The sequence below is a fragment of the Streptomyces kebangsaanensis genome, from assembly GCF_001906585.1.
GTDB lineage: Bacteria > Actinomycetota > Actinomycetes > Streptomycetales > Streptomycetaceae > Streptomyces > Streptomyces kebangsaanensis.
Genome location: NZ_JUJA01000167.1, coordinates 362,862 through 364,581 on the forward strand (window position 1 = coordinate 362,862; position 1,720 = coordinate 364,581).

At 78.4% G+C, this 1,720-nt stretch carries 1 protein-coding gene and 1 pseudogene; both read left to right on the top strand.

Annotated features, from left to right (window positions below):
- Positions 1 to 67, top strand: a pseudogene (locus RH94_RS45790) (DUF4126 domain-containing protein); the annotation flags it as partial.
- 243 nt (positions 68 to 310) lie between these two features.
- Positions 311 to 1,720: phytoene desaturase family protein (locus RH94_RS36430; RefSeq protein ID WP_234426289.1), on the top strand; the 1,410-nt coding region annotated here is incomplete at its 3' end.

Genomic DNA, 1,720 nt, shown 5'->3' on the forward strand with positions numbered 1-1,720 from the left:
GCGCCGCCGGGCCCGCCGGCGCGAGGAACGCCGCCTGGCCGCCCGGGCGGAGAGCCCGCCGGGCTGACCCCGCCCACGCCCCCGGGCCCGGGCGACCGCCGGGCAAGGCCCCGTCGCCGGAACGGCACGGGCCCGCGGCCACCGGGCGCACAGGCCCCCGCCGTCCCGTGGCCCTCCCGCCCGCGGGCGGGAGGGCCACGGGACGGCGCCTCGCGGGCGGGACCACCCACCGCAGCCCGCGCCCGCGGGGAAGCCGCCGGCCGGCAGGGTGCGGGCGGGGGTGTCCGTGCGGGTCGATACAGTCGCTGGCATGGGACGGATTGCGGTGGTCGGTGCTGGGATGGGCGCGATGGCGGGGGCTGCCCGGCTCGCCGTCGCGGGGCACCGGGTGACGGTGTTCGAGCGCACGGAGACGTACGGCGGTGCGGTGCGCCGGGCCGAGCGGGACGGCTTCGCCTTCGACACCGGGCCCGGCCTGTTGCCGCTGCCCGCCGTCTACCGCGACCTGTTCGTCAAGACCGGCAAGGAGCCGCTGGAGGACTGCGTCGAGCTGGTCCAGGTCGACCCGTCGGCGCGGCACGTCTTCGCGGACGGCACCGAGGTGTCCCTGCCGAACGCCTCCCGCGCGGGTGTCGTCGCGGCCCTGGACGACGCGCTCGGGGCGGGCGTCGGGCAGCGCTGGGGTGACTTCCTGGTGCGGGCGCGCGAGACCTGGGACCGCTCCCGGCGCCCGCTCCTGGAGGAGCCGTTGTGGCCCAACTGGTCCGTGCTGGCCGAGCGCGAGCCCTACCCGGCCGTCCCGCACAAGCGCCTGCTGCGCACCCGACGGGCCGGCACGCTCGCCGAGGTCGGCGCCTGGGAGCTGCGCGACGCGCGTCTCGCCGCGCTCCTGGAGAGCCACGCGCTCGTGCACGGCCTCGACCCGCGCACCGCCCCGGCGAACGCCGCCGTGCTGCCGTACATGGAGTACGCCTTCGGCACCTGGTACGTCCGCGGCGGCCTGCGCGAGCTGGCACGCGCCGTGTACGAGCGGTGCCTGGCCCGCCGGGTCGAGTTCGTCTTCGGTGCCGAGGTCACGCGGATCGTCGAGGAGGACGGCCGGGCGGCCGGGGTCGAGCTCGCCGACGGAACGGTGGCCGAGGCGGAGTTCGTGGTCGCCGGCACGAGCCCCCGCGCGCTGGACGGCATGGTCCGGGGTACGGCTCTTCGCGGCGAGGGGGAGGTACCGGCCCGGCCCGGGGCGCCCAGCCGCCTCACCGTGCTGCTGGCGCTGCGCGGCGGCCGGCCCGAAGGGACGGCCCACCGGACGGTGGTGCACGCGGAGGACCGCGAGGCCGAGCTCGACGCGTTGTTCGGCACGGCCCCCGGGCTGCCCGCGCGGCCCACGGTCACGGTGTGCCGCCCGGACGATCCGGCGCTGGTCCCGGACCCCGGCCACGAAGCGGTCACGCTCACGGCGACGGTCCCGGCGGCGGTCTCCACGGAACTGCGGGCACAGGCCGACCGTATGATCGCCGCCGCCTCGCGCGCCGTACCCGGGCTCCACGACCGGCTCCTGTGGCACGAGATCCGCACCCCGGCCGACATCGCCCGGGCAACGGGCGCGGAGGGCGGCGCCGTTCCCGCGCCGGCGCTCGCCGCGGCGGAAGGACGTCTCCTGCGGCCGGCCAACACCACCGTGCTTCCCGGCCTGTTCACCGTCGGCGGCTGGTCGCACCCC